Below are 23035 nucleotides of genomic sequence, written 5' to 3'. Positions count from 1 at the left end.
AAAGCCCCCTCCTGAAGTGCCCCTCCTCAGACCTGGTCGAGTGCCTGGGCCAGGTCAGCCAACAGGTCGTCTGCGTGCTCGATGCCCACGCACAAGCGCACAGTGTCTTCACCGACACCCGACTTCTTCAGCTCTTCGGGCGACAACTGGCGGTGAGTGGTCGAGGCCGGGTGGGTGGCCAGTGACTTGGCGTCGCCAATGTTGACCAGTCGGGTAAAGAGTTGCAACGCATCCAGGAAGCGCGCCCCGGCTTCTCGGCCACTTCCGCTGCTGGCCTTGACGCCAAAGGTCAGCAAGCCGGAAGGCTTGCCACCCAGGTACTTTTGCGCCAGCGCATGGTCCACATTGCCCGGCAGGCCGGCGTAGTTGACCCAACCCACCTTGGGGTGCTTTTCAAGAAACTGGGCCACCTTCAGGGTGTTCTCGTTGATGCGGTCCATGCGCAGCGCCAGGGTCTCGATGCCTTGCAGGATCAGGAAGGCATTGAACGGCGACAGGGCTGCGCCCATGTTGCGCAAGGGCACCACGCGGGCCCGGCCGATGTAGGCGGCGGCCCCCAAGGCCTCGGTGTAGACCACACCGTGGTAGCTGACGTCGGGCTCGTTGAGGCGTTTGAAGCGCGCCTTGTGCTGAGCCCAGGGGAATTTGCCCGAATCCACGATGGCGCCGCCGATGCTGGTGCCATGCCCGCCCAGGTACTTGGTGAGCGAGTGCACCACGATGTCGGCGCCATGCTCGAAGGGGCGCAGCAGGTAGGGCGTGGCCACCGTGTTGTCGACGATCAGGGGCACGCCATGGCGGTGGGCGATCTCTGCCACGCGGGCAATGTCGGTGACGTTGCCTTGCGGGTTGCCCAGCGATTCGACAAACACGGCCTTGGTGCGCTCGTCGATCAGTGCCTCGAAGCTGGCCGGGTCGCGGTGGTCGGCAAAGCGGGCCGTGATGCCGTACTGCGGCAGCGTGTGGGCAAACAGGTTGTAGGTGCCGCCGTACAACGCGGTGGACGACACGATGTTGTCGCCGGCTTCGGCAATGGTCTGGATGGCGTAGGTGACGGCCGCCTGGCCCGAGGCCACGGCCAGGGCACCGATGCCCCCCTCCAGGGCTGCGACGCGCTTTTCGAGCACGTCGGTGGTGGGGTTCATGATGCGGGTGTAGATGTTGCCCGGGACCTTCAGGTCGAACAGATCGGCGCCATGCTGGGCGCTGTCGAAGGCATAGGCCGCGGTCTGGTAGATGGGCACCGCCACCGCCTTGGTGGTGGGGTCGGGCGAATAGCCCGCATGGACCGACAGGGTTTCGAATTTCCAGTTTTCAGAAGACATCTCGGGCTTTCTATGAGCAAGTGAATGGACCGGCCTCCCCGGTCATCGATGCCCCCCACGGGGGTGCACCGATTGGAACACCGACCATGGGGTCGGCGTACGACGTTTTCCCTGCTTGCTTATGCGAAGTCCGTGATGTCTTCAGACCCCAGGGCGCTCAGAAGCCGGCCAGCACCGAGCCCTTGAACTCGGTCTGGATGAACTTGCGGGTGTCCTCCGAGTGGTAGGCCTTGAGCAACTTGGCCACCCAGGGCTTGTCCTTGTCCTGCTCGCGCACGGCAATGATGTTGACGTAAGGGCTCTTGGCGTTTTCCTGGGCGATGGCGTCCTTGCCCGGGGTCAGGCCGGCCGACAGCGCGAAATTGGTGTTGATGGCGGCGGCGTCCAGGTCATCCAGGGCCCGCGGCAGTTGCGCGGCTTCGAGTTCGATGAACTTGAGTTTCTTCGGGTTGTCGATCACGTCCAGCGGGGTGGCCTTCAGGCCGGCCTCGGGGCGCAGCTTGATCAGGCCCTGATCCTGCAACACCAGCAGCACGCGGCCGCCATTGGTGGGGTCGTTGGGCAGGCCGAAGCGGGCACCGGGCTTGAGCTCGCTCAGGGCCTTGATCTTCTTCGAGTAGATACCGATCGGGTAGTTGACGGTGTAGCCCACCGACACGATCTTGTAGCCGCGGTCCTTCACCTGCTGGTCGAGGAAAGGCTTGTGCTGGTAGCTGTTGGCATCCAGGTCGCCCGAGGCCAGGGCGGCGTTGGGCTGGATGTAGTCGCTGAACTCGACGATCTGGATCTTCAGGCCGTCTTTTTCGGCCACTTTCTTGACCTGCTCCATGATCTGGGCGTGCGGGCCGGCGGTGACGCCGATCTTCAGGGGCTTGTCCTGGGCCAGGGTCAGGCCGGTGGAGAGTGCGGCGGCAGCCAGCACCAGGGATTTGAGGGCAAAACGCTTGTTCATGGGATTTCCTTGTGAGAAAGAGCGGGTAGAAACAGGGGACAGGGGGGCGGTCAGCCCCCCCAGGGGTTCATCAACGGTGGGCCAGGCGGCGCACCAACCAGTCGCCGGCACTTTGCAGCGCCTGCACAAAAACGATCAGCACCAGCACCACCACCGCCATCACCTCGGGCAAAAAGCGCTGGTAGCCGTAGCGGATGCCCAGATCCCCCAGGCCGCCGCCGCCGATGGCGCCCGCCATGGCCGAGTAGCCCGTCAGGCTGACCAGGGTGATGGTGATGCCAGCCACGATGCCCGGCAGGGCTTCGGGCAACAACACCTTGAACACGATCTGCCGCGTGCTGGCCCCCATGGCCTGGGCGGCCTCGATCAGGCCGCCATCCACCTCGCGCAGCGAGGCCTCGATCAGGCGCGCCGCAAACGGGGCGGCAGCCAGGGTCAGGGGCACCACGGCAGCCGCGGTCCCGATGGACGACCCCGTCAGCAAGCGGGTCAGCGGAATCACCGCCACCAGCAGGATGATGAACGGGGTGGAACGCACGGCGTTCACCACCGTGCCCACCAGGCGGTTGGTCCAGCGGTTCTCCAGCACCCCGCCGGCATCGGTCAGGCGCAGGTACACGCCCAGTGGCAGGCCGATCAGGGTGCCCAGCAGGCCTGAAATGCCCACCATCAGCACCGTCTCCCAGAACGAATCGAGCATGAGCTGCAGCAGCTCGGCGGTGAAGCGATCAAACATGGCTCAACTCCTCCACCTGCAGGCCGGCGAGACGCCAATGCGTCACCGCCTCAGCCACCCGGCCGGCCGGGCCGCGCGCCAGCAGCGACAGCGAGCCGAAGGGCTCACCCTGCACCTCATCCACCTGACCGTGCACGATGCTCAGGTCCAGGTCGAAGCGGCGCACCGCCTCGGACAGGATGGGCCGCTCGCCTTCGGCGCCGGCAAACACCAGGCGCAACAGGCGGGCGCTGTGATCGGGGTCCGCTGCCAGCTGGGCGCGCACCCGCTCGCGCACGGCCTCGGGCAGGGCCTGGGGCACCACGTCTTCGATCAGGCTGCGGGTCAGCGCCTGCTGAGGCTGGCTGAACACCTGCAGCACCGGTCCGCTTTCGATGATGCGGCCCGCATCGATCACGGCCACCCGGTCGGCCACCTGCTTGATCACCTGCATCTGGTGGGTGATCAGCACGATGGTCAGGCCCAGCTCGCGGTTGATGTCGCGCAGCAGACCCAGGATGGAACGGGTGGTCTCGGGGTCGAGCGCCGAGGTGGCCTCGTCCGACAACAGCACCTTGGGCTGGCTGGCCAGGGCTCGCGCAATGCCCACACGTTGCTTCTGCCCACCACTGAGCTGCGACGGAAAGCGATCGCTGAAGGCCGCCAGGCCCACCAACTCCAGCAGCGGGGCCACCCGGTCACGGATGCGCCGGGCGTCCCAGCCCGCCAGTTCGAGCGGCAGGGCCACGTTGTCGAACACCGTGCGCGAGGACAGCAGGTTGAAATGCTGGAAGATCATGCCGATGTCGCGCCGGGCCTCGCGCAGTTCGGCGTCGTTGAGGGCCAGCAGATCGCGCCCTGCGACCTTGACGCTGCCCCGCACCGGGCGGTTCAGCAGATTGATGGTGCGCACCAGCGAGCTTTTGCCCGCGCCACTGCGCCCGATGATGCCGAACACCTCGCCGGCCGCGATGCGCAGGTCGATGCCGCGCAAGGCCTCCACCGGGCCTTGTGGGCCGGGGTAGGTCTGGTAGATACCTTCTAAATCGATCATGAAACCCTGTTCAACGGTCTGTCACCCCAGCGGGAGGCCAGAGGAAGGCGTCGAATTTAAGGGTTTACCCCTTAATTGCTAAATATTATTTAATTACGTCATTAAAACCTGTGTTCATATAACGCAATCGATCTGAAAGACTGAAGAGGGGCGCAGGCTTGGCCCTGCCCTTCTTGGGTCTGGCGCTCAAACCGCCCAACGCAGCCCATGGGCCGGCACGCCCGGCCATTGCGGGTCGGCAGCTTCAGGCTCGGCCGCCTCGTGCTGCAGCACCCGGTCCAGGATGCGCTTCTCCAGCGCGGCAAAGGCCGCATCGCCGCGCGAGCGCGGGCGGGCCAGGGCCACGCGCTCGTCCAGGGCAATCGCACCATCCTCGATCAGGATCACGCGATCGGCCAGGGCCACGGCCTCTTGCACGTCGTGGGTGACCAACAGGGCCGTGAAGCCGTGCCGACGCCACAGGCCCTCGATCAGCTCATGCATCTCGATGCGGGTCAGGGCATCCAGGGCCCCCAGCGGTTCGTCCAGCAACAGCAGACGCGGCTGGTGCACCAGGGCCCGGGCCAGGGCCACGCGCTGGCGTTGCCCGCCCGACAGGCGAGCCGGCCACTCCTGGGCGCGCTCGGCCAGACCGACCTGGGCCAGCACGGCCTCGGCACGCGGGCGCTGCTCAGGCGGCAGGCCCAGGGCCACGTTGTCAAGCACGCGCTTCCAGGGCAGCAGGCGCGAATCCTGGAACATGATGCGGGTGTCGGGGTTGAGGCCATTGACGGCCCGGCCATCGATGTCGAGCTGGCCCCGGGTGGCCGACTCCAGGCCGGCCACCAGGCGCAGCAAGGTGCTCTTGCCACAGCCGCTGCGGCCCACGATGGCCACAAATTCGCCGGGTTCGATGCTCAGGTCGGCCTGGCGCAGCACTTCGCGCTCGCCATAGCGTTTGGTCAGGCCGCGCAGCTTGAGGCGCACGCCGCCCGAAGAGGTGTTGGATGAAGAGGTGCTCATGTCAGCGGTCCGTGGGGTGATTCGTTCGATTCGTCCTGGCTCAGGCGCTCTTCTGGTAGCCGGGGTGCCAGCGCAGCCAGTAACGCTCCAGACCCTTGGCAAACAGGTCGGCCAGCTTGCCCAGCAAGGCATACAGCAGGATGCCCACCAGCACGATGTCGGTCTGCAGGAACTCACGCGCATTCATCGTGAGGTAGCCGATGCCGGCCTGGGCCGAAATGGTCTCGGCCACGATCAGGATCACCCACATCAGGCCCAGCGAAAAGCGCAAGCCCACCAGGATGGACGACATGGCGCCGGGCAACACGATCTGCCGGTACAGTGCCCAGCGCCCCAGGCCGTAGGTGCGGCCCATCTCGATCAGGCCCGGGTCCACATTGCGGATGCCGTGAAAGGTGTTGAGGTAGATCGGGAAGAACACCGACACCGCGATCAGAAACAGCTTGGCCGACTCATCGATGCCAAACCAAAGGATGACCAGCGGGATCAGCGCCAGCGCCGGGATGTTGCGCACCATCTGCAGCGTGGAGTCGAGCAGGGTCTCGGCCCAGCGCACGGAGCCGGTCAACAAGCCCAGCAGCAGGCCCAGGCCGCCGCCGATGGCCAGGCCCAGCAGGGCCCGCCCAGCGCTGACCTTGACGTGGGTCCACAGCTCGCCAGACGCTGTCAGCGTCCAGGCGGCCTTCAGTACATCGAGCGGCGCGGGCAGCACCCGGGTCGAGATCCAGCCCTGGGCCGAGGCGATCTGCCAGCCCACGATCAGGGCCACCGGCACCAGCCAGGGCAGCAGGCGCTGGCCCAGCTGGCGGCTCAGGCGCAGCAGCGCGGCCAGCGCCGGGGCCCCGCTCTGAGCGGCATTCAAGAAGCCCAGGCCGGGCGCGTCGAAGACCTCAGGCACGGGGGTTACGTTCAGTTCACGGACAGGTGACGTCATTTAAAACACCTTTTCAGCTGGCCGAGGCCTGCGGCACATACAGATTGCCCACCACCTCGCCACGCGGCCCACCGGCCAGCGGGGCGGCCAGCGCGTCGCGCAAGCGTTGTGGCAGCAGCGGGAACACCAGCTCGGCAAAGCGGTAGGCCTCTTCGAGGTGCGGGTAGCCCGACAGCACAAAGTTCTCCAGGCCCAGGGCGGCGTATTCCTGAATGCGATCGGCCACCTGCTGGGGGTTGCCTACCAGGGCCGTTCCGGCACCACCCCGCACCAGGCCCACGCCCGCCCACAGGTTGGGGCTGATCTCCAGCGCGGCCCGGCTGCGGCCTTCGGCAGTGGCCGGGTTCTTGTGCAACTCGGCCATGCGGCGTTGGCCGGCCGAGTCCATGCGGGCGAACACCGCCTGGGCCCGCACCACCGTGGCATCGTCGACGTGGCTGATCAGCGAATCGGCGGCAGCCCAGGCCTCGGCCTCGGTTTCACGCACGATCACATGCAGGCGGATGCCGAACTTCACTTCGCGGCCATGGCGGGCGGCGCGGGCCCGCACATCGGCCACCTTCTTGGCGACCTCGGCCGGAGGCTCGCCCCAAGTCAGGTAGGTGTCGGTCTGCGTGGCGGCCAGTTCGTGGCCGGCCTCAGACGAGCCCCCAAAGTAGATCGGCGGGTAAGGCTTTTGCAAGGGCGGGTACAGCAAACGGGCGCCGTTCACCCGCAAGTGCTTGCCGGCGTAGTCAAAGGTCTCATCACCATGGCTGCGGGTCAGAATCTCACGCCAGATGTGGATGAACTCGGCCGACTGCTCATAGCGCTCAGCATGGTTCAGGTAGACCCCATCGCCTTCGAGTTCGGTCTGATCACCGCCAGTGACCAGGTTGATCAGCAGGCGCCCACCCGAGAGGCGGTCAAACGTGGCAGCCATGCGCGCGGCCAGCGCCGGCTGGTGCAGGCCCGGGCGCACCGCGACCAAAAACTTGAGCCGGCGCGTCACCGGGATCAGGCTGGAGGCGATCACCCAGGGGTCTTCGCAGGAGCGCCCGGTGGGGATCAGCACGCCCTCATAGCCCAGGCTGTCGGCCGCACGGCCCACCTGCTGGATGTAGTCAAGGCTGACCTCACGGGCACCTTTTTGCGTGCCGAGGTAACGGCTGTCGCCATGGGTGGGGATGAACCAAAAAATCTTCATGGGATGTGTCCTGAATAGGTCCAGAAACTGAGTGACGTGGTGCTCTGAAGCGCCTACCAGGCCAAGCCGCACACAGCCCAGCCGGAAACAGCGTCCGGTGTGGCCCACAGGGCCGGGCTGTTGGCGGGCTCATGGGCGTGGCGGCGATGCCGCGACCTCAACGGAGAAGGGGCGTGGCGGCTCAGCAGGCGCCCGCCCTGCGACACGGGCGCAGGCAAGCCCCAATCGGCCGCAGTGACACACAACACACGCCAGGCACGGGAAGTGGTATCGGACAGCTCTGCGCTCATGGAAACGCCTTTCAGATCAAGGGTGGGGTCGCCGCGCCCTCACAGATCAACCGGTGCGGCATGCAGCAGGTTGAGCTTGCGCGGGATCAGCTTGAGGTCGAAGAAGGTGTCGGCAATCGACTGCTGCTCGGCCAGGATGTCGCGGGTGACAGGCGCTGCGCCGTAGGCCACGCGGTTCAGGAACAGCTCGGTGATGCTCTTGTCCAGACCCAGCACGGCCGACAACTCCACTGCGGCGGCAGGCTTGTTCTTCGAGATCCATTGCTCGATGGTGTTGATCTCTTCGATCGCGATGCGCAGCACCTCGGCGTGGCGGGTGGCAAAGTCGCGCGAGGTGAAGTAGTAGGCCCGGTTGTTCACCACGCCCTTGGCATCGGCCAGCAGGCGGGCGTCCAGCGTCTTCTGGGCAGCCGCCAGGAAGGGGTCCCAGATCACCCAGGCATCGACCGCGCCCTTTTCGAAGGCGGCACGGGCATCGGGCGGCGCCAGAAACACCGACTGCACGTCGCTGTACTTCAGGCCGTGCTTCTCCAGCAGCTTGACCAGGAAGTACTGCACATTCGAGCCCTTGTTGTAGGCCACCCGCTTGCCCTTGAGATCGGCCACGCTGCGGATGGGCGAATCCTTGGGTACCACCACCGCCTCGACGCCCGGGCGCGGCACGGTGGCACCGGCATAGACCAGCGGCGCGCCGGCGGCCTGGGCAAAGATCGGCGGGGCTTCGCCCACGTCGCCGAAATCGATCGATCCCACATTCAGGGCTTCGAGCTGCACCGGTCCCGCGTTGAACTCGGTCCAGGTCACGCTGACGCCCAGTGGAGCCAGGCGCTTTTCCAGCGTGCCGCGGGCCTTGAGCAACGACAGCCAGCCTTTTTGGTGACCGATGCGGAACACCTTGTCGGCTTTCTGTGCCCAGGACGGCAAGGAGGCGGCAGACCCCGCCAGGGCCAGGGCGGCAGCCAGGGCCTGACGCCGGTGGGCGGAAAAAGACGAGAGGGAGGAACTCATGGGATTTCTTTCAATAGGGGGATTCAGCTCAGACCCGTGACGGGTGCAAGCACGGAGACCTCAGACGCTGCATCGCACCTGGGCAAAGGGGATGGGTTCGAATTCGAAGGGAGCGGCACTGCGCTCATAGGCCTCGGCCAGCAGCAAGCCCACGGCGTCGTCGAGGCGGTCCGAAATCTCGGGGCTGACCTGGTAGGCGCCTTCGGGTGTGACGGTGATCTGGGCGTCGGTGGCGTACACGCCCGGCAGGATGTGGCGTGCCGCCAGCGACTGCAGCACCGGCCGCAGCGTGTAATCGAGCGCCAGCATGTGGTGCGGGCTGCCGCCGGTGGCCAGGGGCAGCACGGTCTTGCCCTTCAGGGCGGTCTGCGGCAGCAGATCCAGAAACACCTTGAGCAAGCCGCTGTAGGCGGCTTTGTAGACGGGCGTGGCCACCACGATGGCCGACGCCTGGGCCACCTGATCGGCCGCTGCGGCGATGCTGGCCTCGGACACATCGGCCAGCAAAAGCGAGCGTGGCGTCAGTTCACGCACCAGCACACTGCCGACCTGGGCACCGCGGCGTTGCAGGCGATGGCCCACGCTGTCGAGCAGGGCCTGGGATCGGGAACGGGCCGACGGGCTGCCGGCGATCAATAAAACAGACATGGGTTCTTTGCGGCGGGGGTTGAAGTTGGGCTCGATTCTGGAAACACCTGCTTCAAACTCAAACGCATAAGAAATCATTTATTTATCTGATTTCTGTTGACTGACACAGCGCAAAACCCGCGCACACACAGAACACCCCGGCCCTGAGGGGACAGGCATCCGATGGGATAATCGGCGCCGAATCCGGGGCAGCCTCCAGCGCCGCACCCGCCCAAGCTCACTGAACCCAACACCGCAACAAGGATCCCCACATGGCACGCATGGTCAACTGCATCAAGCTCGGCAAGGAAGCCGAAGGCCTCGACTTCCCGCCCTACCCCGGCGAACTGGGCAAGCGCCTGTGGGAAAGCGTGAGCAAGGAAGCCTGGGCCGCCTGGCTCAAGCAACAGACCATGCTGGTGAACGAAAACCGCCTGAACCTGGCCGATGCGCGCGCCCGCCAGTACCTGGTGCGCCAGATGGAAAGCCATTTCTTCGGCGGCGGCGCCGACGTGGCCCAAGGCTACGTGCCCCCTTCGGCCTGAGGACCTGAACCATTTCCGACCGCTCCCCCCTCCCTCCTGATGACACCCCGGGCTGGCAAGGCCAGCCCCGTTGGGTCGAATTGCAGACCCGCTTTGGCCTGGGCGAGGTTTTTCTGGCCCGCTGGCAAGCCTTGCGACAGGACCCTCGGCGCCCGGCCCACCTGCACGTGGTGGCCATCGAGCCCAGCCCCGTCGATCTGGCAGGCCTGCAGCAACACCTGGCCCGCACCGGCGACAACAGCCCGCAGGCGCAACAGTTGTGCGCCCAATGGTGGGGCCTGGCGCCGGGCTTTCATCGCCTGAGCTTCGAGGAGGGGCAGCTTGAACTGACCCTGTGTGTGGGGCCCCTGCCCGACACCCTGCGCGAATTGCAACTGGAGGCCGACAGCCTCTGCTGGTGCGACCCCACCCCCCCCACCACCGCCCCCACCAACCCCGAACCCTGGGACGAGGGCCTGCTCAAGGCCCTGGCCCGCCTGTGCCGGCGTGGCACCCGGTTGAGGGCCGACCGAGACACCCCTGAGCTGCGCGAGGGGCTCAAGCGGCTGGGCTTTGTGTTGTCCAGCGAGGCCTCGGGCCTGCAAGCGAGCTATCTGCCGGCCTGGGAGCCGCGTCGCTCGCCCCCTCTGGTGGCGCCCTGGCCGCGAGACACGGCACGCGATGCGGTGGTCATCGGTGGCGGCCTGTCGGGCCTGGGCACCGCGCATGCCTTGGCCCGACGCGGCTGGCAGGTGACGGTGCTCGACGCCTGCTCCGAACCCGCTGGCGGGGCTTCGGGCCTGCCGGCAGGCCTGTTCTCGCCCCATGTGTCTCCTGACGACAACCGCATCTCCCGCCTGACCCGCACCGGCCTGCGCATCACCCGGCAAACCGCCCTGCGCCTGCTGGCCGAACGACAAGACTGGGCCCCCAGCGGCGTGCTGGAGCACCGGGTGCATGGAAAGGCCGGCCCTCGCGCCGATGCCGATGGCGAAGCCACCGGCAGCGAAGAGGCCAGCGCCGCCCTGAAGCAGGCCGCCGGCCTGCCCCCCGATGCGCCGGCCACCTGGCATCGCCATGCCGGCTGGGTGCGCCCGGCCCGCCTGGTGCAGGCCCTGCTGACGGCCCCCGTATCAGGCCGCATCCGCTGGCAGGGGGACAGCCGGGTGGCCCGACTGCAGCACGATGGCGCCACCGGCCTTTGGCAGGCCCTGGATGAGACCGACCGACCGCTGGCCCAAGCCGCCTTGATGGTGGTGGCCGCCGGTCCGGGCAGCCGGGCCCTGGCCGAACCCCAGGTGCCGCTGCAAGCCCTGCGCGGCCAGTTGACCAGCGCCCGGCAAGCCGACAGCGACCGACTGCCCCCGCTGCCGGTGAACGGCCAGGGCAGCCTGATCCCGCACCTGCCGGGCGATGGGGCCCTGAGCTGGCACACGGGCTCGACCTTTGACCGCGGGCACCCCGCGCAAGCTGCGGGCGAGCCCACCCCTTGCAAGCCCGAGGATCACGCCACCAACCTGAGCAAGCTGGCCACGCTGCTGCCGGCCACGGCAGCCAGTCTGGGTGAGCCTGCCGGGCGCCTGCAGGCTTGGGCCGGTATCCGCTGCACCTCGCCTGACCGCCTGCCCCTGGTCGGCCCAGTGGACCCCGGCCGGCGCCCGGGCCTGTGGCTGTGCACCGCCTTGGGCACGCGCGGCCTCACTTGGGGCCTGTTGTGCGGGGAACTGCTGGCCTCCGAGCTGGTGGGCGACCCCCTGCCCGTGCCCTTGTCGCAGGCCCGCGCCCTGCTGGCCAGCCGCCCGGCACCCGGGCGCCAAGCCCCTGCCGGCGACGAATGATCGGGCCCGGTTTCTATATCCAGATGACGCGTCCAATCCCTCGCCAGGCCGCATGAAATAAGGCGCATAAGCTTATCCGCATAAAGCGCGAACTAAAAAATCGTTTGTGTCCATAAGGGCCCTCACCACAATACCGCCCCATGCAAGAATTGGCTTTCATCGTGGCAGGTTTGGCGGTTGGTCTGGTCGTGGGCCTGACCGGGGTGGGTGGCGGCTCGCTGATGACCCCGATCCTGATTTTTTTCTTCGGCATGAAGCCGCACCTGGCCATCGGCACCGACCTGCTGTTTGCGGCCGGCACCAAGTTCAGCGGGTCGGTCAAGCTGGCCCGCAGCCGCACCATCGACTGGCCGGTGGTCCTGCACATGGCCTACGGCAGCGTGCCGGCCTCGCTGATCACGCTGTTTCTGCTGCATCACTTCGGGGCGACCAGTGCGGCGGTGCAACACGCCATGACGAGCACGCTGGGTGCCGCCCTGCTGCTGACCGCCGTGGCCACCCTGTACAAGGCCTTGTTCGGCAAGACCCAGGGCAGCCATGCCTCGGGCCCTCAACTGAAAGACCCGGCCCGACCGCTGCACGGTGCCTTGCCGGTGCTGTTCGGCGCGGTCATCGGCTGCTTGGTAACATTGACCTCCGTTGGCGCGGGTGCCATCGGGGTGCTGGTGCTGATGCTGGTCTACCCGGCGCTGCCGCTGCAGCGCATCGTGGCTGCCGACATCGCCCATGCGGTGCCGCTGACCTTGGTGGCCGGCCTGGGCCATGCGGGCCTGGGCACGGTCGACTGGCTGCTGCTGGCCAAGCTGCTGGCGGGCTCCATCCCAGGCATCTGGATCGGCTCGCACCTGAACCACAAATTGCCCGAGCGTTTCATCCGCTCTGTTCTATCGCTGCTGCTGGCCTATGCCGGCAGCAAACTGATCGCCCTCTGAAAATCAAGAAGTAGACCCACGATGTACCAATACACCGACTTCGACAAGCAGTTCGTCAAGCTGCGCGCTGCCCAGCACCGTGACCAGCTCGAACGCTGGCAGGCCGGCAAGCTGGCCGACGAAGAGTTCCGCCCCTTGCGCCTGCAAAACGGCTGGTACGTCCAGCGCTACGCCCCCATGCTGCGGGTGGCCGTGCCTTATGGTGAGCTCTCCAGCGCCCAGCTGCGCGTGCTGGGCACTATCGCCCGCGAGTACGACGAACCCGAAGCCGGCGTGTACGCCGAGGCCCTGAAGATCCAGGGTGCCCTGGGTTCGGCCAAGCTGCCCACCCACTACGCCCACTTCACCACGCGTCAGAACGTGCAGTTCAACTGGATCCCGCTGTCCAAGTCGGCCGACGTGATGGACCTGCTGGCGAGCGTGAACATGCACGGCATCCAGACCAGCGGCAACTGCATCCGCAACATCACCAGCGATGAACGCGCCGGCATTGCGGTGGACGAAGTGGCCGATCCGCGCGCCTTCGCCGAGATCCTGCGCCAGTGGAGCACGCTGCACCCAGAGTTCGCCTTCCTGCCGCGCAAGTTCAAGATCGCCATCATCGGCGCCAGCGAAGACCGCGCCGCCACGGCCTGGCACGACGTGGGCCTGCACGTGATCAAGAACGAAGCCGGCGAGATCGGCTTTCGCGTGCTGGTGGGCGGCGGCATGGGCCGCACCCCGATCCCCGGCACCGTGATCCGCGAGTTCCTGCCCTGGAACCAGATCATGAACTACCTCGAAGCCGTGGTGCGGGTCTACAACCGCTACGGTCGCCGCGACAACATGTACAAGGCCCGCATCAAGATTTTGGTGAAGGCCGAGGGCCAGCGCTATTTCGATGACGTGGAAGCCGAGTTCAAGGCCATCGTCGAGCACGATGGCGGCGCCCACACCATCCCGCAGGCCGAGTACGACCGCGTGGCCGCCTCTTTCGTGCCCCCGAGCCTGGCCGATCGCCCAGTGGTGAGCGCCGAAGCCGTGGACACCCAGTTGCGCCACGCCGCCGATGCCGACCCGATGTTCGCCCGCTGGCTGGCGCGCAACGTGGCGCCGCACAAGAACCCGGCACTGCGCGCGGTGACCCTGTCCTTCAAGCGCCGCGGCCAGGCCCCGGGCGATGCCGATGCCGATCAGCTCGACACCCTGGCCGGTCTGGTGGATCGTTTCAGCGCCGGCGAGGCCCGCGTCACGCACGACCAGAACGTGCTGCTGCCCTGGGTCTCGGCCAGCGAACTGCATGCGCTGTACACCGCCGCGCGTGCAGCCGGCTTTGCCAGCCCCAATGTGCACCTGCTGACCGACATGATCGCCTGCCCGGGCGGCGACTTCTGCGCCCTGGCCAACGCTCGCTCGATCCCGGTGGCCGAAGCCATCACCGAGCGCTACCAGGACCTGGACGAACTCGACGACCTCGGTGAGATCGACCTGCACATCAGCGGCTGCATCAACTCCTGCGGTCACCACCACACCGGCCACATCGGCATCCTGGGCGTCGACAAGGACGGCAAGGAGTGGTACCAGGTGACCCTGGGCGGCTCGGACGGTTCCGAGCTGAGCGGCACGGCCATGCCCGGCAAGGTGGTGGGGCCTTCGTTCTCGGCTGCCGAAGTCCCGGACGTGGTCGAAGCCGTGCTCAGCACCTACCGCGACCTGCGCGTCAACGGCGAAACCTTCATCGCCACGCTGCGCCGCGTCGGCCATGACCCGTTCAAGCTTGCCGCCAACGCCGCCCGCGCCGTACCGGCCCACGCCCACGTGGCCGCCTGAGCCCCCAACACCTGCGAGTCAGACCATGAAGATCATTGAAGCCAAAGACCACACCAGCGCGGAAGGCCAAGCCGGCGTGCTGGTGCTGGACAACACCGTTGACCCCCAAACCCTGTCGCTGGATGGCGTGACCCGCGTCGATCTGAACTTTCCGAAGTTCACCGATGGCCGCGCCTACAGCCAGGCCTACCTGTTGCGCCGTCGCCTGGGTTTCACCGGCGAAATCCGCGCCACCGGCGACGTGCTGATCGACCAGTTGGTGCAGATGAGCCGCAGCGGCATTGACGTGGCCGTGCTGCGTGCCGGCGTGGACATCGCCGATGCCCAGCGCCAGTTCGACCGCTTCTCGGGCTTCTACCAGGCCGACGCGGTGAACACCCAGCCGCTGTTCGCACGCCAGGCCGCCTGAGCCTGATGGCATTCAACACTCCTACAAAACAAAGCCCCCCGCGACCATGAGTGCCATTTCCCTTTACGCCCACACCGCCTCGAAAGACTTCGAGGCCAAGGTGCAGGCCAGCATCGCGCTGCTGCAGCGCGCCGTGGCCGAGTACACGCCCATCACCCAGGCCTCCAGCCTGGGGGTGGAGGACATGGTGATCACCGAGTTGATGCACCAGGCCGGCGTGCTCACAACCGAAGGCGTCAGCGTCTTTGTGCTGGACACGGGCAAGCTGCATGCCGAAACCCTGGCCCTGATCGGGCAGATCGAGGCGCGCTACGGCAACACCGTTGACGTCTACCGCCCCGACGCCGCTGCTGCAGACGCCTTTGTGGCGGCCAACGGCGAAGACGCCATGTACAAGAGCATCGAACTGCGCAAGGCCTGCTGCGACATCCGCAAGATGGTGCCCCTGGCCCAGGCCCTGGAAGGCAAGAAGGCCTGGATCACCGGCCTGCGCCGCGAGCAATCCAATGCCCGCGCCGAAGTACCCGACATCGACACCAGCGGCGAGCGTGCCAAGGTCAACCCGCTGGCCAACTGGACCCTGGGCGATGTTTGGCGCTTCATCGAGCTGAACGCCGTGCCCTACAACCCGCTGCACGACCAGTTCTTCCCGAGCATCGGCTGCGCCCCCTGCACCCGCGCCGTCACCCTGGGCGAAGACTTCCGCTCGGGCCGCTGGTGGTGGGAAAACGAGTCGGCCAAGGAATGCGGCTTGCATGTCAAGACGGATTCCAACGATGCGCCAGCATCGTCGCTGCTGCCTAGCAGCAGCGGTGCCGGCGAAGTTTCGGCGCAGGCTGACTTCGCGAGCAGCGAAGTCAAGTTCGCACCAGCGAACGGCCGGAGCCAACACGAGTCGGCCAAGGAATGCGGCTTGCACGTTGCCAAGGAAGACGATGCGCCCGCCTCCAGCATCATCCCCATCCGCCCGGTGAACGCATGAACACCCGAACCGATCCCCAATTGCTTGAGCCTCAGAACATGACCGTCAACGGCACCCAGAACCTCAGCCACCTCAGCAACGCCCACCTGGACGCGCTGGAAGAAGAGACCATCTTCATCCTGCGCGAGGTGGCCGCCGCCTTCGAACGCCCCGCCCTGCTGTTTTCGGGCGGCAAGGACTCGCTGGTGATGCTCAAATGCGCCGAAAAGGCCTTTGGCGCGGGCCGCATCCCCTACCCGTTGTTGATGATCGACACCGGCCACAACTTCCCCGAGGTGACGGCTTTCCGCGACTTCCGGGCCCAGGAACTGGGCGCCGAGTTGATCGTGCGCAACGTCGAGGATTCGATGAAGCGCGGCACCGTGCGCCTGGCCCACCCGGGCGAGTCGCGCAACGTGCACCAGTCGGTCACCCTGCTGGAAGCGATTGAAGAATTCCGCTTTGACGCCCTGATCGGTGGCGCCCGCCGCGACGAAGAGAAGGCACGCGCCAAGGAACGCATCTTCTCGCACCGCGACAGCTTCGGCCAATGGCAACCCAAGGCCCAGCGCCCCGAACTGTGGACCCTGTTCAACACCCGCCTGGCCCCGGGCGAGCACTTCCGGGTCTTCCCGATCAGCAACTGGACCGAGCTGGACGTGTGGCAGTACATCGACCGTGAGCAGATCGCCCTGCCCTCGCTGTATTACACCCACCAGCGCCCGGTGGTGGACCGCCGTGGCCTGCTGGTGCCGGTGACCGAGCTGACCCCTGCCAAGGACGGCGAAGAGGTGCAGTTGCGCGACGTGCGCTTCCGCACCGTGGGCGACATCACCTGCACCTGCCCGGTGGAGAGCACGGCCGCCACCCCGGCCGACATCGTGATCGAAACCCTGGCCGCCGACGTGAGCGAGCGCGGCGCCACCCGCATGGACGACAAGACCTCTGACGCCTCGATGGAAAAACGCAAGAAGGACGGTTACTTCTGATGAGCACGACTGAATTGAACCCCACCGCCCCCGTGAGCAGCACCGAGCTGCGCCCCGCCCTGCGTTTCATCACCTGCGGCTCGGTCGATGATGGCAAGAGCACCCTGATCGGGCGCCTGCTGGTGGACAGCAAGGCCGTGCTGCAAGACCACCTGGCCGGTGTGCAGCGCCAAGGCGAAACCGACTTGGCCCTGCTGACCGACGGTCTGTCGGCCGAGCGCGAACAAGGCATCACCATCGATGTGGCCTACCGCTACTTCGCCACCGAAAGCCGCAAGTTCATCATTGGCGATGCGCCTGGCCACGAGCAGTACACCCGCAACATGGTGACCGCCGCCAGCAGCGCCGATGCCGCCGTGGTGCTGGTGGATGCCACCAAGCTGGACTGGAAGAACCCGGAGCTCGAACTGCTGGTGCAGACGCGCCGCCACTCGCTGCTGGTGAATCTGCTGCGCGTGACCTCGCTGGTGTTTGCCGTGAACAAGCTCGATGCCGTGGAAGACCCAGCCTTGGCCTTCCAGCACATCGGTGCGGCCCTGCACAAGTTCGCAGCCGCGGCGGGCATCACCGTGCGCGCCACCATCCCGGTGTCGGCCCTCAAGGGTTGGAACGTGGTCGATGCCCAAGCCGACTGGTGCGGCTACCAGGGCCCCAGCCTGCTGCAGTTGCTGGAGCAATTGCCCATCACCCACGCCGACGTCGAGCAGCCGTTTGCCTTCCCGGTGCAGTGGGTCGAAAAGTTCTCGTCCTCGTCCGACACCAGCCAGGGCCGCCGCGTGTTCTGGGGCCGTGTGGCTGCCGGCAGCGTGAAGCCCGGCCAGGCCATCACCGTGCTGCCCAGCGGGCAGAGTGCCACGGTGGCCCAGGTGCTGGACCACGCCCGCCGCCCAGGTGACATCGAAGCCGGTCACAGCGCGGGCATCGTGCTGGACCGCGAGGTCGACGTGTCGCGCGGCGACTGGTTGCTGGCTCCAGGCCAGATCGAAGCCCAGCGCAGCCTGAAGGCCACCGTGTCGTGGCTGGACGACGAGCCGCTGGTGCCTGGCCGTGTCTACTGGGCACTGCACGGGCACCGCTGGGTCAAGGCCAAGGTGAGCCGCATCGTGCACAAGCTCGACATCAACACCCTGGCCGAGGAAGACGCCACCGAGTTGCCCCCCAACAGCATCGGGCACATCGAACTGGCGCTGCAAGAGGCCGTGGCCACCCTGCCCTTTGCCCAGGCGCGGGCCCTCGGCTCCCTGATCCTGGTGGACACCGCGAGCAACAAAACCGCGGCTGCGGTGCTCGTGAACGCTTGATCCGACGCAAAAAATATGCCCTTGACGCCGGCATGTGGGCCCCACATGCCGGCAGGGCTTGTGAAAATCCCTAAAATCCAGGGTTTTTCCGAATGCTGAGCCGATGCGCGGCAGCATCCGGGATGCCCACCCCACCGAACAGAGCCCCTCATGACTCACGTCGTTACCGAAAACTGCATCAAGTGCAAATTCACCGATTGCGTGGATGTGTGCCCCGTGGACTGCTTCCGCGAAGGCCCGAACATGCTCGTCATCGATCCGGACGAGTGCATCGATTGCGCCGTCTGCATCCCGGAATGCCCGGCCAACGCCATCTTTGCAGAAGAAGACACCCCTTCGGATCAGATCGCCTTCATCAAGCTCAATGCCGAACTGGCCCAGGCCGATGGCTGGAAGAGCATCACCAAGCGCAAGCCGGCCTTGCCTGACGCCGACGCCTGGAACAACAAGCCCGGCAAGCTGGCTGACCTGATCCGCTGATCCGGCGGGGCACCAGCCCCACGGAGCCGCCGCAGCCCATGAGCCCTGCCCTCCCCATCGAAACCGATGCCCTGGTGATTGGGGCGGGCCCGGTCGGGCTGTTCCAGGCCTTTCAACTGGGCCTGCAGGGCCTTCGCGCCCAGGTGGTGGACACCCTGCCCGAAGCTGGGGGGCAGTGCGTCGCGCTGTACCCCGACAAGCCGATCTACGACATTCCGGGCATCCCGCGCTGCACCGGTCGTGAACTGGCGGCCCAGTTGCTGGCCCAGTTGCGCCCCTTTGCACCAGGTTTCCATTTCAACCAGGAAGTCTGCAGCCTGCAACGGCAGGTCGACGGCCGCTGGCTGGCCGACACCACCCGGGGCCAGCGCTTTTTGGCCCGCACGGCGTTCGTTGCCGCCGGCGTCGGCGCTTTTGTGCCCCGGACCCTGCGGGTTGAAGGATTGGCGACCTTTGAAGGTACCCAGGTGCACTACAACCAGACGCCCGACGCCGCCCCCCTGGCGGGACAACGGGTGGTCGTGACGGGGGGCGATGCATCGGCCGTGCAGGCGGCAATCACGCTGGCCGCCGCTGGACAGGCTGGGGCCTCTGGCCCGCGTCAGGTGACGCTGTTGCATCGCAAAGATGTTTTTGACGCTGAACCAGCCCTGCTGCAAACCCTGCAACAGCTGCGTCAGGCCGGCCTGCTGCGCGTGCAGCTAGGCCAGCCCATTGGGGTGCAAACCCATGCCACGCCGCAGGGTGAGCGCCTGACAGGGCTGCTGATCGCCACCGATGACGACACCGAGCACACCCTGCCTCTGGACAGTCTTCAGGCCTACCTGGGCCTGTCACCTCGCCTGGGCCCGCTGGCCCAGTGGGGCCTGGCCATGGAGCGCAAGCTGCTGCCCGTCGACCCGGCCACCTTCAGCACGGCCGAGGCCGGGCTGTTTGCGGTGGGCGACATCAACCAATACCCAGGCAAGCGCAAGCTGATTCTGTGTGGCTTCCATGAAGCCACCCTGGCAGCTTTTGCCGCCGTGGCCCTGGTGCACCCGGAGCAGCCGGTGCGCCTGCAATACACCACCACCAGCACCCTGCTGCAACAGCGCCTGGGCGTGACGCACTGACGCGGCCACGCCAGACACCCTGTGGTCCGGGGCCCGGCCCCAGAGGGCACCACGGCATCGGCAGCGCAGATGAACGCACAGCAGATCCAGATTCACGGATCTCATATTTGTTCTTCAGGCGATCTTCCTGTCTCTTTCATCGCGAAAGAGCGCATGAATGTCTCATTTTTTTAAATGCCCCTGACCATCGACGCATTTAATTGTTTATTAAAAACATTTGAACTTGCATAAATTAACAGTTCAAGGGCTTGAATATCCAGCCCAGGCAGGCAGCATAGGCCATTGCCAATGGGTCGCCTGAGTGCCAGCGACTGGGACATTTATTGACAAATCAAGCCAATAAATAGAGGATCGAGCGCTTTACTGACCAGAACCCGCTTCAAGCTCGGCATTCAAGACCCTCTCAATCCAGAATGGAATTTTTCATGCTTCGGTCTTTGAATTTATCTCGACGCCTGTACCTGCTGATTGTCATGTTCACAATCAGTTTTTCCATTTTCGGACTCTGGTCGTTCAAGACACTGCATGAAATCAAAGTGGGCGGGGAGGTCTTTCACCGCATCGGAGAATCAAAAGACCTGGTCTCCGATCTGCTGCCGCCACCGCTTTATATTGTTGAATCGTATTTGCTGTGCTTGCAACTGGAGCGTGCAGCCGATTCAAGCCCCTCTTCGGATCTGGTGCAGCGTTTGAGGTATCTGGAGACCCAGTACCGGCAGCGCCATGCCCATTGGCAGGAACGCCTTGCCGATCTGGGACTGCCCAGCACGATGCTGGACGAGCTGAACTTTGCCGCAGACGCATTTTTTGACGAGGTGTGGCAACACTACCTGCCCAGCCTGGAAAACCACGCCCCTCAGGCCCACAAGGCCTCTCTTGCCAAGCTCAACGCCCTGTATGAGCAACATCGTCATGCCGTGGACATGACGATCCCGGCCGCCGAAGCCCACAGTGCCCGGGAAGAAGAGTGGGTGGCCCAACGTGTCACTTCAGAAACCCTGTGGCTGCTGGGGGTGCTGGCCCTGTCGCTGTTGGCAGCCATCGGTCTGGCCCACCTGATTCGGCGCAGCATTGCCGGCCCGCTGGCCAAGGCTGTGGAGGTGGCGCAACGTGTGGCCGCCGGCGACTGGCAGCCCACCCCCGAATGCCAGGGGTACCACGATGAGCCCGGGCAGTTGCTGACGGCCCTTTACGCCATGGCGGCGAAGCTGCACCAGCAGATGGAGGCTCTGGGCAAATCAGAGGCCCGGTCCCGCCACGCACGCGAGTTGCTGGAAAAGCTGATCGAGTCGGCCGACATCATCGTGGTGGGGGTCGATCCTCAAGGCCACATCACCCTGTTCAACGACGCAGCGGCCCGTGCCAGCGGTTACCAGCGCGGCGAAGTATTGGGTCTGGAGTGGTCCGCCATCCAGGCCCGCCTGAACCCCGAACTGCGCCTGGACGACATCGGGTCCGATCAGCGCAATGCCGTGCAGGAACGCACTTACGACATCACCCACCTCAGTGGCGAGCGGCGGCGCATCATCTGGCGTTTCACCGAACCCTTGCCTCAGGACGTCATGCACGTTGAGGATGGCGATGTGGCTGAGATCTCGTTCGGCATCGACGTCACCGAACAGTTGCAGGCCGAGAAGGCCCTGCGCGACGCCATGGCCGCCGCCGAGGCCGCCCACCGCAGTCGTGACGATTTTCTGGCCGGCATGAGCCACGAGATTCGCACCCCCATGAACGTCATCATGGGCATGACCGGACTGGCCCTGCGCACCGACCTGCCCGAACGGGCCCGTCATCACCTGAACCGCGTGGTGGCCGCTTCGCGCAGTTTGATGCGGGTCATCAATGACGTGCTCGATTTCTCCAGGATCGAGACCGGCAAGCTCTCCTTCGAACACCGCCCCTTTTTGCTGTGCGAGGCGCTGGACACGCTGACCAGCCAGACCGTGCTGGAGGCCGACGAAAAAGGCCTGGGCCTGCGTTTCGAGGTCAGCCCCGAGGTGCCCCCGACCCTGGTGGGTGATCAGATGCGTCTGGGGCAGGTCCTGCTGAACCTGGTGGGCAGCGCCCTGAAATTCACGGAAGAGGGCGAAATCCGAGTTCGCGTCGATTGCCTGGACAAGGACGACACCCAGGCACTGCTGCGTTTCGAGGTGCGCGATACCAGCCTGGGCCTGACACCCGAGCAGATTGCCGGCCTGTTTTCAGCGCTGGTCCAAGTCGACGCTGCACCGGTCCGCTCCCCCTTGGGCACCGGCCTGGGCCTGGCCATCTCGCGCCACCTGATCGAGATCATGCAAGGGCAGGTGTGGGTGGAAAGCGAACCAGGGCAAGGGACTCGGTTTGTCTTCACCTGCAGGCTGGGTGTACCCAGCGTGGGCAGCCCTCACCTCCCTCCACCGCCCCGGCTGCAGGACCTGCGGGTGCTGATCGCCGACGACGAACCTGGCTCTCGGGAGGTGCTGGTCAGCATCCTCGGCTCCCTGCACCCTCAGGTCCATGCCGTCACCAATGGCCAGCAAGCCTTGGCCGAACTGCAGAACGCCCGGAACCGGGGTGAGCCTTACCACCTGGTGCTCATGGACTGGCAGATGCCCGACATGGACGGACTCGAGACCGTGCGCCGAATGCAGCAATCGGCTGACAAAGGGCCGCCGTTGTCCGTCATCATGGTCACGGCCCACAGCCGAGATGACCTTTTGGAGGCGGCCCGAGGCATGAAGCTGGCCGCGGTCCTGGAGAAGCCGGTCAGTCCGAGATCGGTCCAGGATGCACTGCACCAGGCTTTGCATGAGTTGCAACGGTCTGCAATGCCCTCGCCGCAAGGCGTGGCCTGCCCGCCCACCGAACACCAGCCTCTGCCCTTGGCGGGGCTTCGCGTGCTGGTGGTGGAGGACAACGATGTCAACCAAGAGCTGGCGACCACCCTGCTGACCGAGGCCGGCGCCGTGGTCAGCACGGCCGCCAATGGCCAACAAGCACTGGACCAACTGCATCAAATGCCCTGCGATCTGGTGTTGATGGATTGGAAGATGCCGCAAATGGACGGTCTTGAAGCCACCCGCCGGCTGCGAGCCGACCCCCGTTTTGCTGATCTGCCCATTGTGGCCATGACCTCCAGCGCCTTGCCCAGTGACAAGCAGGCCTGCCTGCGGGCCGGCATGAATGACCACCTGAGCAAACCCATTGACCCCGTGCTGCTGGTCAGCATGGCGGCACGCTGGGGCCGCCATGCGGGCCAAGGCAGACCGGCCGGTGTCGCAAATAGCATGACTGTGCGAAGCCCGCTCAGCCAGGCGCTGCGAAACCTCGTGAGCCCCCTGTGGGCCGAACTTGAAACCCTGCTGTCCGAGCGTGACACCCATGCGGCCAGCCTGGCCCGCCCGATTGCCCATCTGCTGCATGACCACCCCAATGCCAGCGCGTTCAAACGGGTGGCCTCGTTGATCGAGGCCGGCGAATTTGCCAAGGCCTTGAATGAACTACGCCAGCTCAGCGGCCAGTTGCAATTGCAGGGCTCATGACACCGTCCTCTAGACGGCCAGCAAAGCGGTTCGGCTGGGTTCGGCCTGGGTCAAGCGTGAGCACCA

General features: G+C 65.8%; 20 protein-coding genes and 1 pseudogene. 11 read left to right on the top strand and 10 right to left on the bottom strand.

The features are described 5' to 3' along the window. Window positions 1-26: 26 nt before the first annotated feature. From AC3WUT_RS01340 to ssuE, 10 genes are all read right to left on the bottom strand, one after another. Window positions 27-1325: an O-acetylhomoserine aminocarboxypropyltransferase/cysteine synthase family protein gene (locus AC3WUT_RS01340; RefSeq protein WP_492345258.1), complete on the bottom strand. Its 1299-nt coding sequence runs from the start codon at window positions 1323-1325 to the stop codon at window positions 27-29. A gap of 157 nt (window positions 1326-1482) precedes the next feature. Next, window positions 1483-2277: a MetQ/NlpA family ABC transporter substrate-binding protein gene (locus tag AC3WUT_RS01335; RefSeq protein ID WP_492345257.1), complete on the bottom strand. Its 795-nt coding sequence runs from the start codon at window positions 2275-2277 to the stop codon at window positions 1483-1485. 70 nt (window positions 2278-2347) lie between these two features. Further along, on the bottom strand, window positions 2348-3013 hold the full coding sequence (locus AC3WUT_RS01330; RefSeq protein WP_492345256.1) for a methionine ABC transporter permease: 666 nt from the start codon (window positions 3011-3013) through the stop codon (window positions 2348-2350). After that, window positions 3006-4046: a methionine ABC transporter ATP-binding protein gene (locus tag AC3WUT_RS01325; RefSeq protein WP_492345255.1), complete on the bottom strand. Its 1041-nt coding sequence runs from the start codon at window positions 4044-4046 to the stop codon at window positions 3006-3008. Before AC3WUT_RS01325 ends, AC3WUT_RS01330 begins: the two co-directional genes overlap by 8 nt. Window positions 4047-4232: 186 nt before the next feature. Continuing rightward, the gene (locus AC3WUT_RS01320) at window positions 4233-5048 is read right to left on the bottom strand and encodes an ATP-binding cassette domain-containing protein (protein WP_492345254.1); all 816 of its coding nucleotides are present in this window, start codon (window positions 5046-5048) and stop codon (window positions 4233-4235) included. A gap of 40 nt (window positions 5049-5088) precedes the next feature. Next, the gene (ssuC, locus tag AC3WUT_RS01315) at window positions 5089-5982 is read right to left on the bottom strand and encodes an aliphatic sulfonate ABC transporter permease SsuC (protein WP_492345253.1); all 894 of its coding nucleotides are present in this window, start codon (window positions 5980-5982) and stop codon (window positions 5089-5091) included. 13 nt (window positions 5983-5995) lie between these two features. Then, window positions 5996-7168: an FMNH2-dependent alkanesulfonate monooxygenase gene (gene ssuD / locus AC3WUT_RS01310; RefSeq protein WP_492345252.1), complete on the bottom strand. Its 1173-nt coding sequence runs from the start codon at window positions 7166-7168 to the stop codon at window positions 5996-5998. A gap of 53 nt (window positions 7169-7221) precedes the next feature. After that, window positions 7222-7458: a hypothetical protein gene (locus AC3WUT_RS01305; RefSeq protein WP_492345251.1), complete on the bottom strand. Its 237-nt coding sequence runs from the start codon at window positions 7456-7458 to the stop codon at window positions 7222-7224. A 39-nt stretch (window positions 7459-7497) separates the two neighbouring features. Then, window positions 7498-8466 carry a sulfonate ABC transporter substrate-binding protein gene (locus AC3WUT_RS01300; RefSeq protein ID WP_492345250.1) on the bottom strand — a complete coding sequence of 323 codons (969 nt, stop codon included), beginning with the start codon at window positions 8464-8466 and terminating at the stop codon, window positions 7498-7500. Window positions 8467-8526: 60 nt separating this feature from the next. Beyond that, window positions 8527-9114: an NADPH-dependent FMN reductase gene (gene ssuE, locus AC3WUT_RS01295; protein WP_492345249.1), complete on the bottom strand. Its 588-nt coding sequence runs from the start codon at window positions 9112-9114 to the stop codon at window positions 8527-8529. A gap of 251 nt (window positions 9115-9365) precedes the next feature. Here ssuE and AC3WUT_RS01290 point away from each other — a divergent pair, with 251 nt between their 5' ends. From AC3WUT_RS01290 to AC3WUT_RS01240, 11 genes and pseudogenes are all read left to right on the top strand, one after another. Further along, window positions 9366-9638 (top strand): oxidative damage protection protein, encoded by a 273-nt coding sequence (locus AC3WUT_RS01290; RefSeq protein ID WP_492345248.1) that lies wholly within the window; start codon window positions 9366-9368, stop codon window positions 9636-9638. Between the two features lie 80 nt (window positions 9639-9718). After that, complete coding sequence (gene mnmC1, locus AC3WUT_RS01285; protein WP_492345247.1) at window positions 9719-11455, top strand: FAD-dependent 5-carboxymethylaminomethyl-2-thiouridine(34) oxidoreductase MnmC1; 1737 nt, start codon at window positions 9719-9721, stop codon at window positions 11453-11455. Between the two features lie 140 nt (window positions 11456-11595). Continuing rightward, complete coding sequence (locus AC3WUT_RS01280) at window positions 11596-12387, top strand: sulfite exporter TauE/SafE family protein (protein ID WP_492345246.1); 792 nt, start codon at window positions 11596-11598, stop codon at window positions 12385-12387. Between the two features lie 21 nt (window positions 12388-12408). Continuing rightward, window positions 12409-14196, top strand: coding sequence for a nitrite/sulfite reductase (locus tag AC3WUT_RS01275; protein ID WP_492345245.1), 1788 nt, complete (start codon window positions 12409-12411; stop codon window positions 14194-14196). Between the two features lie 25 nt (window positions 14197-14221). Further along, window positions 14222-14605 carry a DUF934 domain-containing protein gene (locus AC3WUT_RS01270; RefSeq protein WP_492345244.1) on the top strand — a complete coding sequence of 128 codons (384 nt, stop codon included), beginning with the start codon at window positions 14222-14224 and terminating at the stop codon, window positions 14603-14605. 46 nt (window positions 14606-14651) lie between these two features. Beyond that, window positions 14652-15386: pseudogene (locus AC3WUT_RS01265) on the top strand (phosphoadenylyl-sulfate reductase); the annotation flags it as partial. A gap of 197 nt (window positions 15387-15583) precedes the next feature. After that, the gene (gene cysD, locus AC3WUT_RS01260) at window positions 15584-16555 is read left to right on the top strand and encodes a sulfate adenylyltransferase subunit CysD (protein WP_492345243.1); all 972 of its coding nucleotides are present in this window, start codon (window positions 15584-15586) and stop codon (window positions 16553-16555) included. After that, window positions 16555-17856, top strand: coding sequence for a sulfate adenylyltransferase subunit 1 (locus AC3WUT_RS01255; RefSeq protein ID WP_492345242.1), 1302 nt, complete (start codon window positions 16555-16557; stop codon window positions 17854-17856). Before cysD ends, AC3WUT_RS01255 begins: the two co-directional genes overlap by 1 nt. Before the next feature lie 150 nt (window positions 17857-18006). Then, the gene (fdxA, locus tag AC3WUT_RS01250; RefSeq protein WP_492345241.1) at window positions 18007-18336 is read left to right on the top strand and encodes a ferredoxin FdxA; all 330 of its coding nucleotides are present in this window, start codon (window positions 18007-18009) and stop codon (window positions 18334-18336) included. Window positions 18337-18374: 38 nt separating this feature from the next. Further along, complete coding sequence (locus tag AC3WUT_RS01245; protein WP_492345240.1) at window positions 18375-19448, top strand: NAD(P)/FAD-dependent oxidoreductase; 1074 nt, start codon at window positions 18375-18377, stop codon at window positions 19446-19448. A 473-nt stretch (window positions 19449-19921) separates the two neighbouring features. After that, window positions 19922-22969 (top strand): hybrid sensor histidine kinase/response regulator, encoded by a 3048-nt coding sequence (locus tag AC3WUT_RS01240; RefSeq protein WP_492345239.1) that lies wholly within the window; start codon window positions 19922-19924, stop codon window positions 22967-22969. Window positions 22970-23035: the final 66 nt, after the last annotated feature.

The sequence above is a fragment of the Curvibacter sp. EU05-FHT14A10 genome, from assembly GCF_058791075.1.
The sequence above is the reverse complement of the archived record's forward strand: the minus strand, read 5'-3'. Positions and strand labels throughout refer to the sequence as shown.

Excerpts from the sequence above, each read along its gene's own strand:
- cysD (WP_492345243.1), top strand. The coding sequence starts at position 15,584 with ATGAACACCCGAACCGATCCCCAATTGCTTGAGCCTCAGAACATGACC.
- AC3WUT_RS01275 (WP_492345245.1), top strand. The coding sequence starts at position 12,409 with ATGTACCAATACACCGACTTCGACAAGCAGTTCGTCAAGCTGCGCGCT.
- ssuC (WP_492345253.1), bottom strand. The coding sequence starts at position 5,982 with ATGACGTCACCTGTCCGTGAACTGAACGTAACCCCCGTGCCTGAGGTC.
- fdxA (WP_492345241.1), top strand. The coding sequence starts at position 18,007 with ATGACTCACGTCGTTACCGAAAACTGCATCAAGTGCAAATTCACCGAT.
- AC3WUT_RS01320 (WP_492345254.1), bottom strand. The coding sequence starts at position 5,048 with ATGAGCACCTCTTCATCCAACACCTCTTCGGGCGGCGTGCGCCTCAAG.
- AC3WUT_RS01280 (WP_492345246.1), top strand. The coding sequence starts at position 11,596 with ATGCAAGAATTGGCTTTCATCGTGGCAGGTTTGGCGGTTGGTCTGGTC.
- AC3WUT_RS01340 (WP_492345258.1), bottom strand. The coding sequence starts at position 1,325 with ATGTCTTCTGAAAACTGGAAATTCGAAACCCTGTCGGTCCATGCGGGC.
- AC3WUT_RS01270 (WP_492345244.1), top strand. The coding sequence starts at position 14,222 with ATGAAGATCATTGAAGCCAAAGACCACACCAGCGCGGAAGGCCAAGCC.
- AC3WUT_RS01330 (WP_492345256.1), bottom strand. The coding sequence starts at position 3,013 with ATGTTTGATCGCTTCACCGCCGAGCTGCTGCAGCTCATGCTCGATTCG.
- AC3WUT_RS01300 (WP_492345250.1), bottom strand. The coding sequence starts at position 8,466 with ATGAGTTCCTCCCTCTCGTCTTTTTCCGCCCACCGGCGTCAGGCCCTG.
- AC3WUT_RS01325 (WP_492345255.1), bottom strand. The coding sequence starts at position 4,046 with ATGATCGATTTAGAAGGTATCTACCAGACCTACCCCGGCCCACAAGGC.
- ssuD (WP_492345252.1), bottom strand. The coding sequence starts at position 7,168 with ATGAAGATTTTTTGGTTCATCCCCACCCATGGCGACAGCCGTTACCTC.
- AC3WUT_RS01245 (WP_492345240.1), top strand. The coding sequence starts at position 18,375 with ATGAGCCCTGCCCTCCCCATCGAAACCGATGCCCTGGTGATTGGGGCG.
- AC3WUT_RS01305 (WP_492345251.1), bottom strand. The coding sequence starts at position 7,458 with ATGAGCGCAGAGCTGTCCGATACCACTTCCCGTGCCTGGCGTGTGTTG.
- AC3WUT_RS01255 (WP_492345242.1), top strand. The coding sequence starts at position 16,555 with ATGAGCACGACTGAATTGAACCCCACCGCCCCCGTGAGCAGCACCGAG.
- ssuE (WP_492345249.1), bottom strand. The coding sequence starts at position 9,114 with ATGTCTGTTTTATTGATCGCCGGCAGCCCGTCGGCCCGTTCCCGATCC.
- AC3WUT_RS01290 (WP_492345248.1), top strand. The coding sequence starts at position 9,366 with ATGGCACGCATGGTCAACTGCATCAAGCTCGGCAAGGAAGCCGAAGGC.
- AC3WUT_RS01240 (WP_492345239.1), top strand. The coding sequence starts at position 19,922 with ATGTTCACAATCAGTTTTTCCATTTTCGGACTCTGGTCGTTCAAGACA.
- AC3WUT_RS01335 (WP_492345257.1), bottom strand. The coding sequence starts at position 2,277 with ATGAACAAGCGTTTTGCCCTCAAATCCCTGGTGCTGGCTGCCGCCGCA.